A 12,399-nucleotide genomic window follows, 5' to 3' on the forward strand; every position below is an offset into this window, starting at 1 on the left:
CCCATGATCAACGCACTCGGCCACCCGCAGCACCTGATGCTGCTCGGCGGCACCTCCGACATCGCTCTGGCCATCGCCGAGCGCTACGCCGGATCGGGTCCCGGACTGCACGTGACCCTCGCAGCGCGACCGGGAGGACGACGCGACGCCGCCGTCGCCCGGCTGGAGTCAGCCGGCTGCACCGTGGAGGCGATCGACTTCGAGGCCACCGACACCGCATCCCACCAGGACGTGGTCGACGCGCCTGCGCGCGACGTCGACGTCGCCGTCGTCGCCTTCGGGGTGCTCGGTGATCCGGAGCAGGCGTGGACGTCGGTCGAGGCGGCCACCGAGCTGGCCACGGTCAACTACCTCTCGGCCGTCACGACAGGGGTGGCGCTCGCCAACCGCATCCGTCGCCAGGGTCACGGCGTCGTGGTGGCCCTGTCGAGCGTCGCCGGCGAGCGACCCCGGCGGTCCAACTTCGTGTACGGATCGACCAAGGCCGGGTTCGACGCCTTCTACACCGGCCTCGGGGAGGCACTGCGCGAGCACGGCGGGCGGGTGCTGGTGGTGCGCCCCGGCTTCGTGCACTCGCGCATGACCGAGGGCCTCGAGCCGGCCCCCCTCGCCACCACCCCCGAAGCCGTGGCAGCAGCGGCGGTCGACGCCGTGCGGGCCGGGCGGGAGCAGGTGTGGGTGCCCAGCGCCCTGCGGGGTGTCATGTCCGGTCTGCGTCACCTGCCGCGACCGGTCTTTCGTCGCCTTCCGCTGTAGATCACGAGACCTGCTGCCCCGACCAGCGTCGCGCCGGCCGTCGACCAGGCGATCACCATGAGGGCACGTGCGGCGGTCGACGGGCTGTCCGGCCGGGCGTCTCCGGCTGAGAACAGCAGCAGCTCACCGTGACTCGCGAGCGGTTGCAACCTCGACGTCGACGCCAGGGCACCGGCGGCGTCCGGCGCTGACGTGTCGACCAGCACCAGCCCGATCCCGCGGGCCCGCAACGCGGCCGGGTCGATCGCGCCGGACCCGAGGACCCCGAACATCGCCGCCGCCCGTGGATCCTCGCCCCGGATGAGCACGCCCGACACGAGCAGGTCGTCGTTGACGACCGTCGTGCGGTTGAAGTAGCGCCCTGCCGGGTCGAGGACCGGCCGATCGCCGTTCCACGACGGCGCACGGTAGGAGCTGAACGGCAGCACCAGCAGGTCGCCCCGCACGCTCGAGGCGTCGATCGACGCGCGCATCTGGTTCCAGGCCGCCGGATATCGAGCCGTCGCGACCTGCCCACCGACACCGGCCGCCAGGTCGGGCAGCGAGGCGATCGGCACGGCGACGACCAGGGCCGCGACGAGCCGGGCGGTCGCTCGAGCCGGGACGTGCTGGACGAGCGCGTCGGCCCCGCGGGCGAGCGCGACGGCGCAGAACGGGATCAGCAGGACCAGGAAGCGGGTGCCGTCACGCAGCAGCCCGCCTCCGGGGACGCTGTCCACCAGGACCTGCAGCAGGCCCGGCAGGAGCCAACCGATGCTCGCGACCGCCAGACCCAGCGCGCCCAGCAGCGCCAGGCGCTCCAGCACGGAGCGGTCGGCACGCCACCACCTCGTGACGCCCAGCGCCATCACGGCCCATCCCAGTGCGACCAGCACCGGGGTGGTCCACAGCGCGCGCGTGTCGGGAACCACGTCGCCGTTCCAGATCCCGCCCAGGGACAGGGCCGACCACAGCCGTCCGAGGGGGCCGTCGGACCCGACGGCGAAGGCGGCGACCCCCGCCGGGTCCGACGTGGCGGAACCCCGGTGCAGCAGGCCGGCGACGATCCAGGGCGCGTTGAGTGCCGCGGAGAGCCCGAGCAGTCGGTAGCGGCCGAACGAGCGGCCGAGCACCAGGCACACGACCACGCCGATGAGGCCCCCGACCGGGGTCATGGCGAGCCCGGCCAGGCTCACCACGACCTGGCCCGGTCGGCGCCGCCGGTCGTCGAGGAGCGCGGCCACCAACCACGGCACCGCTGCCAGCCCGACGAGCAGCGGCCACTGGCCCAGGGCCAGGCGCTCGGCGACGTAGGGGTTCCACACGACGAAGGTGGCCGCGGCCAGGCGCGCCGGCAGGGGCAGTGTCGGCACCAGGCGGGCACCGCCGACGGCTCCCAGCACGAAGACTCCGCCCAGCACCAGCCGCTGCACGACCGCCGCGGGGACGACAGAACCGACCAGCGCGACGACGGCGTCGGACGGCACGGCACGGGGCAGGGCCGACCCCAGGCCCCAGACCTCCAGCCGTGACACGTCCAGGTGAGGCACCCAGACCATGTCGTAGGTCAGCAGGTAGCCGGATCGCAGCCACGGTGCGCAGACGGCGAGCGCCAGGACCACGGCCCACAGCCACACCACGACACCGTCGCGTCGTGACGTGGCGGATTCGTCCACTGACATGCCATCCAGCTTTCTCGTGAGTGCCCGGGCTAGTGTTCCGATGTGAAGTCTGCCCGCACCACCGTGTCAGGTGGCACGCTCGTCGCCGCCGGGATGGTCGGGATGAACGTGTTCATCTACGTCTTCAACATCATCGCGGCCCGCGTGCTGGTCCCGGCGGAGTTCGGCGCCCTGACCGCCATGTTCAGCGTGATCCTGGTCGGCAACGTGGCGGCCCTGGGGCTGCAGGCGGCGATCGCCCGGCGGATCTCCGTCGAGCCCGCGCGCCGCGCGGAGCTGGTGGACGCGGTGCTGCACGTCGCCACGATCGTCTCGATCGGCGTCGGCTCCTTCGTGGCCCTCACCTCCATCGTGCTGACACCCGCCCTGAAGCTGGACTCCGCCTGGCCCGTCATCCTGTGCGGCGCCACCCTGGCCCCGCTCACGATCATGGGTGCGCAGTCGGGGGTCGCGCAGGGAACCGAGCAGTGGCGCACCCTCACGGCCATCTACGCCGGCAACGGGGTCGGCCGGATGATCGGCGGCGCCGCAGCGGTGCTGATCGACCCCACCGTCACGTCCGCGATGATCGGCATCGCGATCGGCTCGTGGCTGCCGGTGGTCGCCGGGTGGCGGATGCTCGAACGCGCGCCCAGCGACGCCAGCCGCGCGCTGCGGCGCCCCCTGCTGCGCGAGGCCAGGCTCTCGACGCACGCCCTGCTCGCGTACTTCGTGCTCAGCAACATGGACGCGCTGATCGCCCGCAACTCCTTCGACGTGCGCGACAGCGGCCTGTACGCGTCCGGCCTGATCCTGGCCAAGGCGGCGCTGTTCTTCCCCCAGTTCGTCAGTGTCGTGCTGTTCCCGGACCTCGCTCGGGCCACGAACGCCGCGGCCAAGCTGCGCGCCGTGTCGCTGGTCGGCGGCTTCGGCGTGCTGGCCGTGGGCGGCACGCTGGCACTGTCGCACGTGGCGCTGATCGTGGTCGGCGGCAACCGGTACGGCGAGATCGAGGGCCGCCTGTGGTTGTTCGCGCTGGCCGGGTCCCTGCTCGCGATCGTCCACCTGCTGGTGTTCGACGCCCTGGCCCGGCACGCCCACGGCGTCACACCCCTGCTGTGGGCCGCCGTGGTCCTCGTCGCGGGTCTCGCCTACGGGCTGGACGTGCACATCACCGGCCTGGTCCTCACCGTGGCCGGCGTGGCGACGCTGCTGGCGACCGCCCTGCTGACCCTGCCGGGCCTGCAGCGCCCTCGATCAGTGGGCGGCCTCGTGCCAGGTGCGGCCGGTGCCGACGGAGACGTCGAGGGGCACTGACAGATCGGCCGCCCCGGCCATCTCGTCGCGCACGATCTGCTCGACCTGCTGCAGCTCGCCGGCAGCCACCTCGAGCACGAGCTCGTCGTGGACCTGCAGCAACAGACGCGACGACAGCTTCGCCTCGGTGAGCGCCCGCTGCACGCCGAGCATGGCGACCTTGATGATGTCGGCGGCCGAGCCCTGGATGGGCGCGTTCAACGCCATCCGTTCGGCCATCTCGCGGCGCTGGCGGTTGTCGCTGATGAGGTCGGGCAGGTAGCGGCGGCGGCCCAGGATGGTGGCGGTGAACCCGGTGGATCGTGCCTCGTCGACGACGCCGCGCAGGTAGGCCTGCACTCCCCCGAAGGTCTCGAAGTAGTCGTCCATCAGGCCCTGCGCCTCGCCGGTGGTGATGCCCAGCTGCTGGCTGAGACCGTACGAGCTCAGCCCGTAGGCGAGGCCGTAGTTCATCGCCTTGATGCGGGCCCGCAGCCCGCCATCGATGTCGCCGGGCTCGCGCTCGAACACCTTGGCGGCCATGACGGTGTGGACGTCGTGGCCGGAGCGGAACGCCTCGATGAGGTCGGCGTCCTCGGACAGGTCGACCATGATCCGCATCTCGATCTGGCTGTAGTCGGCCGTCAGCAGGGTCTCGTAGCCCTCGCCCACGACGAAGGCCTCACGGATGCGGCGCCCCGACTCGGTGCGGATCGGGATGTTCTGCAGATTGGGGTCGGCCGAGCTGAGCCGGCCCGTGGCCGCGATGGTCTGGAAGTACGTGGTGTGGATGCGGCCGTCGGGCGCGACCGTCTTCTGCAGTCCCTCGACGGTCTGGCGCAGCCGGGTGACGTCGCGGTGCGCCAGCAGGTGCGCCAGGAATGGGTGCTCGGTCTTGGCGAACAGGCCCTGCAGCGCCTCGGCGTCGGTGGTGAAACCGGTCTTGGTGCGCTTGGTCTTGGGCATGTCCAGCTGGTCGAACAAGACCTCCTGCAGCTGCTTGGGCGACCCGAGGTTCACCTCGCGGCCGATGACGGCGTAGGCCTCCTGGGCGGCGGCCAGCATGGTCTCGGTGAACTCGGCGTGCAGGGCGTCGAGGTGGTCGGTGTCGATCGCGATGCCGTGCGTCTCCATGACCGTGAGCACGTCGAGCAACGGCAGCTCGACGTCGCGCAGCAGCGACAACGACTCCTGCTGCTCCAGCTCGACGGCCAGCACGGCCCACAGGTCCAGCGCGGCACGGGCCCGGTGCACGACGTCGTCACCGCCGGCCTCGTCGTCGTCGAAGCTGAGCTGGCCGGAGTCCTCGGCGCCGGCCATCAGCTCACGGTGCAGATACCGCACCGAGAGGTCGGCGAGGTCGTAGGCCCGCTGGTCGGGCTTGACCAGGTAGGTGGCCAACGCCGTGTCGGCCACGACACCGGCGAGGTGCCAGCCCTGCGCGGCCAGCGCGTGTGCCTGCCCCTTGGCGTCGTGCAGCACCTTGGCGCGCTCGGGGTCGGCCAGCCAGGCCGCGAGGGCGGACTCGTCGGCGGGGTCGAGGCGCTCGACGTCGATCCACACGCCGCTGCCTCCGGCCGTGGCGATCGCCACGCCGTCGACACGCGCATTGACCGGCTTGGTCACTCCGGTGACCTCGACGCCGACAGTGCCCGATGCCCCGGCCGGCGCGTGCTCGGTGAGCCAGGCCGCCAGCGCACCGGCCGCGGGCCGCTCGATCGCCACCTCGACGGCTGCCTCGGAGGTGGTGGACTCGTCACCGCCACCGAGGTAGTCGAACAGCCGCTCACGCAGGGCCGCGAACTCGAGCGCGTCGAAGACCCGGTGGATGGCGTCGCGGTTCCACTCGGTGGTGAAGGCGAGGTCGGCAGGACCAGCGGGCAGGTCGAGGTCGCGGATCAGCGCGTTGATGCGCCGGTTGCGGAGCACGTCGTCGAGGTGGGCTCGCAGTGACTCCCCCGCCTTGCCCGGCACGCTGTCGACGTCGGTGACCAGGGCCTCGAGGGTGCCGTACTGCGCGATCCACTTGGCCGCCGTCTTGGGACCCACCCCGGGCACGCCCGGGAGGTTGTCGCTGGTCTCGCCGACCAGCGCGGCGAGGTCCGGGTAGTGGTCCGGCGTGACGCCGTACTTGTCCATGACGGCATCGGGCGTCATGCGCGCGAGGTCCGAGACGCCCTTGCGCGGGTACAGCACCGTGGTGGTGGGGGTGACCAGCTGCAGCGCGTCGCGGTCGCCGGTGCAGATCAGCACCTCCATGCCGGCCGCCGCGGCCTGGGTGGTGAGGGTGCCGATGATGTCGTCGGCCTCGAAGCCGTCCTTCTCGAACGTGGTGATGCCCAGCGCGTCCAGCACGTCCTTGATCAGCGGGATCTGGCCGGTGAACTCCGTCGGCGACTTCGATCGGTTGCCCTTGTACTCGGCATACTCCTCGGTGCGGAAGGTGCGCCGCGAGACGTCGAACGCCACCGCCACGTGGGTGGGCGCCTCGTCGCGCAGCACGTTGATGAGCATCGAGGTGAACCCGAACACCGCGTTGGTGTGCTGACCGGTGGTGGTGGCGAAGTTCTCGACGGGCAGGGCGAAGAAGGCTCGGTAGGCCACGGAGTGACCGTCGATGAGCAGCAGGCGATCCACGTCGTCGACCCTAGCCCCCACCACCGACGGTGCCGCACCGCCCGACGCGCCACGACCCGGCTGGCGTCAGCGAGCCTTCTCGGGCCGCGGCTGGGCCTGGCGACGACGCAACGTGCGACGGACCGCGATCATCTTGCCGGTGCCGCGCGAGTGGGTGGCCTTGCTGCTGAGCCGCGACTGCAGCTTGGTCGGCGAGATGGCGCGCAGCACCGCGATCTGGTTGAACCCCAGCTTGGTCAGGTAGCGGTGCGGCTCGCGTGCCTGCGCCGGGATGGCTGCCACGACGAGCTGGCAGTCGTGCTCGTCGCCGTACGCCGCGACCGCCGACAGCAGGGTCGCGGCGACCGAGCGACGGCGAAAACGCGGCGACACCTGGATGTCGGTGACCACCAGGATCCGTGTCGTGGAGATCGGCGTCAGGGTGCTGAGGTCGCACACCGTCGCTCCCACGACCTCGCCCTCGACCAGGGCGAGGATGATCCGCCGGCCCGCGCGCGCGAGGTTCATCTCGATCGCGGTCGCCGCCTCCGGGACGTCCGGCTCACGCCACAGCGCCTGGTGGGTGAACGCCTCGGAGCCGTGCTCGGCACCGGCCTCGGCGCAGTCGCTCCACAGCCGAACCAGCGCAGCAGCGTCCTCGCGATCAGCGTCGCGCAGCACGATCGGCGGACGGGTTCCCATGGTCGCTGAGACTACACACGAGGTCCGCAGGCCACGTCCGGAACGTCGAAACCAAACCGTTACCCACGATCGGTCAATGTCACACCGCTGACTCCCTGATGGGGGTATGGTCCCGGAGATCGGCTAGTTCGTTGGCCGACTCACCCATGGACCTAACGCGACAGGAGTCCACGTGCACCTGCGACCAGCAGCGCTGCTCTCAGCGATTCTGGCCGGATTCATCCTGATGGCCCCGATCGGCGCGAGCGCCGCCGAGACCCCGTCACCGGCCCCCACCCCCACCTCAACCGAGACCCTCACCGGCACCGAGGTCCCCCCTGTCGCTGCTGAACCGCCGGACGCCGAGTTCTACATCTCGGTGGTGCTGATCAACAGCGCGCAGAAGGACGCCGAGGGCAACGGCACCGCGGTTCCCGGCGTGACCCTGGGGGTCAAGGACGCTGACGGCAAGGAGGTCGGCACCGGGGTCACCGGCCCCGAGGGTCGCGCCTTCATCGTCATCCCCGGCAACGGCGACTACACCGTGACCCTCGACAAGGACTCGCTCCCCGAAGGCGTCGAGCTGAGCGGCAGCGCGTCCACGGAGCGCACCGTCAAGGTGTTCTTGTCGGGCGCCACCAACGTGCAGTTCCAGATCGGCGTGCAGGCGGTCGACGCCACGCCGTTCTACAAGACGCTGTCGCAGGCGATGGTCAACGGCCTCAAGTACGGCCTGATCATCGCCCTGGCCGGACTCGGCCTGTCGCTGATCTTCGGCACCACCGGCCTGACGAACTTCGCCCACGGCGAGCTGCATCACGCTCGGCGCGATCATGACCTACGCCTTCAACCGCGGCTTCGGACTCCCGGTGGTCGTGTCCGGCATCCTCGCGGTGATCGCCTGCGCCGTGTTCGGCTACGTGCAGGACAAGGGCCTGTGGGGTCCGCTGCGCAACCGCGGCACCGGTCTGATCGCCATGATGATCGTCTCGATCGGTCTGGCGCTGCTCATGCGCAGCCTGTTCCAGTACTTCTTCGGCGGCTCGACCAAGACGCTGTCGCAGTACGTGGCGCAGCGCTCCGACACCTACGGTCCGGTCCTGATCGCGCCCAAGGAGTGGGCCATCATGATCATCGCGGTCGTCGCCATCACCGTGACCGTCGTGGCCCTGGCCAACACCCGCCTCGGCAAGGCCATGCGCGCGGTGTCGGACAACCCCGCTCTGTCGGCCTCGTCCGGCATGCGCGTCGACGGCGTCATCACCAACGTCTGGATCCTGGGATCTGCGCTCACGGGTCTGTCCGGCGTGCTGCTGGCCATCGACAAGCAGGTCAACTTCCAGATGGGATTCAAGCTGTTGCTGCTGGTCTTCGCCGCCGTGACGCTCGGCGGCCTCGGCACCATCTACGGAGCCATCGTGGGCTCGATCATCATCGGCCTCGTCGACGAGGTCGGCCCAGTCTTCTTCGTGCCCGCCTCGATTAAGGACGTCGGACCATTGTTCCTGCTCATCCTGATTCTTCTCGTCAGACCCCAGGGAATCCTGGGACGAGCCGAACGCGTCGGATAGGGGTCAGTCATGGATTTCGGATCAGTTCTCGACGCCGCGGTGTCGCAGGCGCTCGGCCCCCAGGCCATCGTCTTCGCGCTCGCCGCCATCGGCCTCAACATCCACTTCGGCTACACCGGCCTGCTGAACTTCGGGCAGGCGGGCTTCATGGCCGTTGCCGGCTTCGCGCTGGCGGTCAGCATGGTCAAGCTCGACCTGCCGTTCGCCATCGCGATCCTCATGGGTCTGCTCGTCTCGGTCGTCCTCGCCTTCATCCTCGGCGTCCCGACGCTGCGGCTACGAGCGGACTACCTGGCGATCGTCACCATCGCGACCGCTGAGATCCTGCGCCTCATCCTCGGCGCGGTGGAGTTCAAGGACGCCTTCGGCGGATCCAACGGCCTCAACGGCTTCGTCGGTTCCTTCCAGTCGCTCAACCCCTACAACAGCGGGCTGGACATCGGCATCGCATCGTGGGGCCGCAACGACCTGTGGTCGCTGACGGTCGGCTGGGTGCTCGTGGCGCTGGGCTGCGTCCTGGTGTGGGCGCTCATGCGCAGCCCCTGGGGGCGCCTGCTGCGCTCGATCCGCGAGGACGAGGACGCCGTGCGGTCGCTGGGCAAGAACGTGTTCGCCTACAAGATGCAGTCGCTGATCCTCGGCGGCGTGTTCGGTGGCATCGCCGGCATGTTCCACGTGCTCAAGCAGGGCTCGGCGGTGCCGACGGACTTCAACACCACGTTCACGTTCTTCGCCTACGCGGCCCTGCTGGTCGGTGGCGCGGCACGCGTGCTCGGACCCGTCGTCGGCTCGATGATCTTCTGGTTCCTCGTCTCCGGCCTCGGCCAGCTGTTCGGCCAGCTCACCTCTGGCTCCGACCCGTTCCTGCCCGAATGGCTCATGACCAACACCCAGTCCAGCCTGGTGCGATTCATCGTGCTCGGCGGCGGACTCATGCTGCTGATGATCTTCCGACCACAGGGGATCTTCGGCGATCGAAGGGAGATCGCGATCGATGGCCGCTGAACTCAAGAAGTCCAGTGTCGAGGAGGCGCGCGCAGCCTTGGCGAACGTCCCGGCAGAACCGGGCGCACCCAAGCCCGACCCGATCGTCAAGGGCGACCACATCACCCGCACGTTCGGCGGTCTCACCGCTGTCGACGTCCAGCACATCGAGATCCAGCGCGGTGTCATCACCGCTCTGATCGGTCCCAACGGTGCCGGCAAGACGACGTTGTTCAACCTGCTGACCGGGTTCGACGAGCCCGACACCGGCGAGTGGACGTTCAACGACAAGCAGCTGGCCAAGGTCCCGGCGTACAAGGTGGCTCGTGCGGGCATGGTGCGCACGTTCCAGCTGACCAAGGTCCTGTCCAAGCTGAGCGTCATCGAGAACATGCGCCTCGGCGCCACCGGTCAGAAGGGTGAACGCTTCTGGGCGGCGCCGTTCAAGAACCTGTGGTCGGGTCAGGAGGACGAGGTCACGGCCCGCGCCGACGACCTGCTCGCCCGGTTCAAGCTCGACGCGAAGCGCGAGGACTTCGCCGGCTCGCTGTCCGGCGGTCAGCGCAAGCTGCTGGAGATGGCCCGCTCGCTGATGGTCGACCCCGAGCTGATCATGCTCGACGAGCCGATGGCCGGCGTGAACCCCGCGCTCAAGCAGTCGCTGCTCGGCCACGTCAAGTCGCTGCGCGACGAGGGCCGCTCGGTGCTGTTCGTCGAGCACGACATGGACATGGTGCGCGACATCTCCGACTGGGTCATCGTCATGGCCCAGGGGCAGATCGTCGCCGAGGGAACCCCCGACTCGGTGATGGCCAACCAGGCCGTCATCGACGCCTACCTGGGCGCCCACCACGACACCGACCTCACCGAGATGACCGCCGAGGAGCTCGACGCCGAGGCTGCTGCCGAGCTCAACGGTCAGAAGGAGACGAAATGACGGTCACCCCCGACTCCACCGAGCGTGACAAGCACCTGGCCAACGCCGACGGTGCGGTGCTGCGCGCCGACGACCTGATCGCCGGGTACCTGCCGGGCGTCAACATCCTCAACGGTGCCGACCTGTACTGCCAGCAAGGTGAGCTGGTCGGCATCATCGGCCCCAACGGCGCCGGCAAGTCCACGCTGCTCAAGGCGATGTTCGGCCTGGTCAAGATCCACGAGGGTACGGTCACCCTCAAGGGCGCCGACATCACCAACCAGCGCGCCGACCAGCTCGTCACGCAGGGCATCGGCTTCGTGCCGCAGAACAACAACGTGTTCCCGAGCCTGACCATCGAGGAGAACCTCGAGATGGGCTGCTACCAGGAGCCCAAGAAGTTCTCGGAGCGGTTCGACTTCGTCACCGGGATCTTCCCCCGCCTCGGCGAGCGCCGCAAGCAGCGAGCCGGCTCGCTGTCCGGCGGCGAGCGCCAGATGGTGGCGATGGGGCGCGCGCTGATGATGGACCCGTCGGTGCTGCTGCTCGACGAGCCGTCAGCCGGCCTCTCCCCCGTCCTGCAGGACGAGGTGTTCGTGCAGACCCGCAACATCAACAAGGCGGGTGTCTCGGTCGTCATGGTCGAGCAGAACGCCGCCCGGTGCCTGCAGATCTGCGACCGCGCCTACGTGCTGGACCAGGGCCGCAACGCCTACTCCGGCACCGGCCGCGCCCTCGCCAACGACCCCAAGGTCATCGAGCTCTACCTCGGCACCTTGGGCAAGAAGGACGACTGACCGCCGACGAGTCACCCAGGTTCGCTGACGAGTCACCCACGCTCGCTGACGAGTCACGGAGGTTCGCTGACGAGTCTCACCACCATCGAGCGATGGGTGAGACACCGAGCAGCTCGCCGAGGTCTCGCTCGAAACGGTTCTCCTTGCCCCAGAGGTCTTCGTAGCGAACGACGATGATCGAGTACCCGACAGCGCCGAGAAGCGCACGCCGGTCCGCGTCGTGCAGCTGGTCGTGCGCGGCGGTGTGGAACCCTCGGCCGTCGTACTCGACACCGATCATGCGGCGCGCGTAGCCCAGGTCGAGGAAGCGTTGCTGACCGGCGGCGTCCAGCACCTCGATCTGGGTGGCAGGGCGCGGAAATCCAGCGTCGATCATCCGCAGCCGCGTCCAGGACTCACCGGGACTGGCGGCTCCGGCATCGATGTAGCGCGCCAGCACCCGGGCCTGGCGGATGCCGCGGTACCCCTTGAGGTCGGCGAGGTACGCGCGGACGTCCATGGGACGGATCGCGCCCACACGTGCCAGCCCGTCGGCGGACGCGAGGGCGTGGGGCCGGTACTGCTTGCGCAGCAGGTCCGCGGCCGTGCGGATGGGATGGGTGACGGCAAGGCCGTCGACCTCCACGACGTCGGAGTCCGTGAGCAGCGCCTGACGACAGTCGATGCCGGTCAGCCGGGCCCGACTCGTCCCGTGCGGCACCACCCACCGCGGCACGAACACGTGCCGATCGCTGGGGCGGAACGCATCGACGCCCCAGATCCACGCAGCGGTCTCGTCGCTGACGACGGCATGGGCAGGGACCGCCAGCTTCGCTGCGGCCGTTCGCGACTCACGAGTGTCTGGCGCTCCTGCGTCGCGGTACACCCGGTCGAACACCCGCACGACGTCACCGTCCGCGACGGATCGCTTGAATGTCATCGGGTCGAGGCCGAGGCCCACCACGTCGCGGACGTGAAAGGGTTCCCCGTCGTTGATCAGGTCATGCATCGAGTCAGTGCACCCGACACGGCGATCTCGGGGTCCCGGTTGTCCACAGGCGGCGCTCTCCGTGACTCGTCAGCGAACCTCCGCGACTCGTCAGCGAACCTCCGCGACTCGTCAGCGAACCTCCGCGACTCGTCAGCGAACCTCCGCGACTCGT

At 69.7% G+C, this 12,399-nt stretch carries 11 protein-coding genes; 6 read left to right on the top strand and 5 right to left on the bottom strand.

Annotated elements, in window-relative coordinates; all coding sequences use genetic code 11:
• Positions 1-3 precede the first annotated feature (3 nt).
• The gene (locus AC0L5F_RS03215) at positions 4-756 is read left to right on the top strand and encodes a decaprenylphospho-beta-D-erythro-pentofuranosid-2-ulose 2-reductase (protein WP_473315174.1); all 753 of its coding nucleotides are present in this window, start codon (positions 4-6) and stop codon (positions 754-756) included.
• On the opposite strand, the gene AC0L5F_RS03220 is transcribed toward AC0L5F_RS03215, so the two are convergent.
• The gene (locus tag AC0L5F_RS03220; RefSeq protein WP_473315175.1) at positions 717-2,417 is read right to left on the bottom strand and encodes an MmpA family trehalose lipid delivery protein; all 1,701 of its coding nucleotides are present in this window, start codon (positions 2,415-2,417) and stop codon (positions 717-719) included. The two genes, AC0L5F_RS03215 and AC0L5F_RS03220, sit on opposite strands and share 40 nt — an antisense overlap.
• A gap of 42 nt (positions 2,418-2,459) precedes the next feature.
• On the opposite strand from AC0L5F_RS03220, the gene AC0L5F_RS03225 reads away from it, so the two are divergent.
• Complete coding sequence (locus tag AC0L5F_RS03225; protein ID WP_473315176.1) at positions 2,460-3,713, top strand: oligosaccharide flippase family protein; 1,254 nt, start codon at positions 2,460-2,462, stop codon at positions 3,711-3,713.
• Here AC0L5F_RS03225 and polA read toward each other — a convergent pair.
• The 3 genes from polA to AC0L5F_RS03240 form a co-directional block, all read right to left on the bottom strand.
• Complete coding sequence (gene polA / locus AC0L5F_RS03230; RefSeq protein ID WP_473315177.1) at positions 3,654-6,329, bottom strand: DNA polymerase I; 2,676 nt, start codon at positions 6,327-6,329, stop codon at positions 3,654-3,656. The two genes, AC0L5F_RS03225 and polA, sit on opposite strands and share 60 nt — an antisense overlap.
• Before the next feature lie 66 nt (positions 6,330-6,395).
• Complete coding sequence (locus tag AC0L5F_RS03235; RefSeq protein ID WP_473315178.1) at positions 6,396-7,010, bottom strand: GNAT family N-acetyltransferase; 615 nt, start codon at positions 7,008-7,010, stop codon at positions 6,396-6,398.
• Between the two features lie 283 nt (positions 7,011-7,293).
• On the bottom strand, positions 7,294-7,824 hold the full coding sequence (locus AC0L5F_RS03240) for a hypothetical protein (RefSeq protein ID WP_473315179.1): 531 nt from the start codon (positions 7,822-7,824) through the stop codon (positions 7,294-7,296).
• Here AC0L5F_RS03240 and AC0L5F_RS03245 point away from each other — a divergent pair.
• From AC0L5F_RS03245 to AC0L5F_RS03260, 4 genes are read left to right on the top strand one after another with little or no spacing between them, the layout of a single operon-like run.
• Positions 7,823-8,560, top strand: a complete 738-nt coding sequence (locus AC0L5F_RS03245; RefSeq protein WP_473315180.1) for a branched-chain amino acid ABC transporter permease — start codon at positions 7,823-7,825, stop codon at positions 8,558-8,560. The genes AC0L5F_RS03240 and AC0L5F_RS03245 overlap by 2 nt on opposite strands.
• A 9-nt stretch (positions 8,561-8,569) precedes the next feature.
• The gene (locus tag AC0L5F_RS03250) at positions 8,570-9,565 is read left to right on the top strand and encodes a branched-chain amino acid ABC transporter permease (RefSeq protein WP_473315181.1); all 996 of its coding nucleotides are present in this window, start codon (positions 8,570-8,572) and stop codon (positions 9,563-9,565) included.
• Positions 9,555-10,481, top strand: a complete 927-nt coding sequence (locus AC0L5F_RS03255) for an ABC transporter ATP-binding protein (protein ID WP_473315182.1) — start codon at positions 9,555-9,557, stop codon at positions 10,479-10,481. Before AC0L5F_RS03250 ends, AC0L5F_RS03255 begins: the two co-directional genes overlap by 11 nt.
• The gene (locus AC0L5F_RS03260) at positions 10,478-11,257 is read left to right on the top strand and encodes an ABC transporter ATP-binding protein (RefSeq protein WP_473315183.1); all 780 of its coding nucleotides are present in this window, start codon (positions 10,478-10,480) and stop codon (positions 11,255-11,257) included. The genes AC0L5F_RS03255 and AC0L5F_RS03260 overlap by 4 nt, the downstream gene beginning before the upstream one ends.
• A 76-nt stretch (positions 11,258-11,333) precedes the next feature.
• Here AC0L5F_RS03260 and AC0L5F_RS03265 read toward each other — a convergent pair whose 3' ends face one another.
• A complete protein-coding gene (locus AC0L5F_RS03265) occupies positions 11,334-12,245 on the bottom strand; it encodes a hypothetical protein (RefSeq protein WP_473315184.1) in 912 nt (303 codons plus the stop codon).
• Between the last annotated feature and the right edge of the window lie 154 nt (positions 12,246-12,399).

The organism is Aeromicrobium sp. 10G20-16 (genome assembly GCF_055809665.1).

Bases quoted from the DNA above. Each gene is read 5' to 3' on its own strand.
- AC0L5F_RS03220 (WP_473315175.1), bottom strand. From the start codon at position 2,417: ATGTCAGTGGACGAATCCGCCACGTCACGACGCGACGGTGTCGTGGTG.
- AC0L5F_RS03250 (WP_473315181.1), top strand. From the start codon at position 8,570: ATGGATTTCGGATCAGTTCTCGACGCCGCGGTGTCGCAGGCGCTCGGC.
- AC0L5F_RS03215 (WP_473315174.1), top strand. From the start codon at position 4: ATGATCAACGCACTCGGCCACCCGCAGCACCTGATGCTGCTCGGCGGC.
- AC0L5F_RS03235 (WP_473315178.1), bottom strand. From the start codon at position 7,010: ATGGGAACCCGTCCGCCGATCGTGCTGCGCGACGCTGATCGCGAGGAC.
- AC0L5F_RS03240 (WP_473315179.1), bottom strand. From the start codon at position 7,824: ATGATCGCGCCGAGCGTGATGCAGCTCGCCGTGGGCGAAGTTCGTCAG.
- AC0L5F_RS03245 (WP_473315180.1), top strand. From the start codon at position 7,823: ATGACCTACGCCTTCAACCGCGGCTTCGGACTCCCGGTGGTCGTGTCC.
- AC0L5F_RS03265 (WP_473315184.1), bottom strand. From the start codon at position 12,245: ATGCATGACCTGATCAACGACGGGGAACCCTTTCACGTCCGCGACGTG.
- AC0L5F_RS03260 (WP_473315183.1), top strand. From the start codon at position 10,478: ATGACGGTCACCCCCGACTCCACCGAGCGTGACAAGCACCTGGCCAAC.
- AC0L5F_RS03255 (WP_473315182.1), top strand. From the start codon at position 9,555: ATGGCCGCTGAACTCAAGAAGTCCAGTGTCGAGGAGGCGCGCGCAGCC.